Raw genomic sequence first — 588 nt, 5'->3', positions numbered from 1 at the left:
GGCTAAACTGAAAGAAGCGCACAAAGCAGAAGACATCGCTGGTATCGACAAAGCCATGGAAGAACTGAACGCTGCATGGCAAGCTGCCAGCCAGCACATCTACAATGCACAACAGCAAGGTGGCGGCGCCGAAGGCGGAGGCCAGCAAACTGCCGGCAACAACAACGACGGCGGCGTAGCTGATGCTGAGTATGAAGAAGTAAAATAAGGACGATATCCTATATGTTAAAATAGCCGGCGTGAGCCGGCTATTTGCATTTCGAGGCATCGTTTTTTACCCTCTATTACTGAGAAAAAGAGAATGTTATGAAGAACGCAAGGAATGCCGGGAATAAGCAAAGTAAGCAGGGCAAGGTAAACATACCTAAGCCCGAGATACGTGACAACCTGGATAGCCGCGAGCGCAAGGATGCAGGCTATAAGGACCACAACAACAAAAAGGGCAGGAAACCTAACTCGAGGGATAAAGATGATGCCGGACAATAGAGAATGCCGGGACAATGACGCAAAAAAGAGTTCGTAATTGAACTCTTTTTTTATTTACCCCACGTATTGAACCAGATCGAGAGAAGGCATCTTGGTTACACC

General features: G+C 47.8%; 1 protein-coding gene and 1 pseudogene. Both read left to right on the top strand.

Annotated elements, in window-relative coordinates:
• A pseudogene (locus P2W82_RS24670) lies at positions 1 to 208 on the top strand (molecular chaperone DnaK); the annotation flags it as partial.
• Positions 209 to 306: 98 nt separating this feature from the next.
• Entirely contained in the window at positions 307 to 486 is a 180-nt protein-coding gene (locus P2W82_RS24665) for a hypothetical protein (RefSeq protein ID WP_276133620.1), read from the top strand.
• Positions 487 to 588: the final 102 nt, after the last annotated feature.

This window comes from Pollutibacter soli (genome assembly GCA_029269725.1).
In the GTDB taxonomy this organism is placed as follows: domain Bacteria; phylum Bacteroidota; class Bacteroidia; order Chitinophagales; family Chitinophagaceae; genus Pollutibacter; species Pollutibacter soli.
This window is presented reverse-complemented; position numbering and strand designations above follow the sequence as displayed.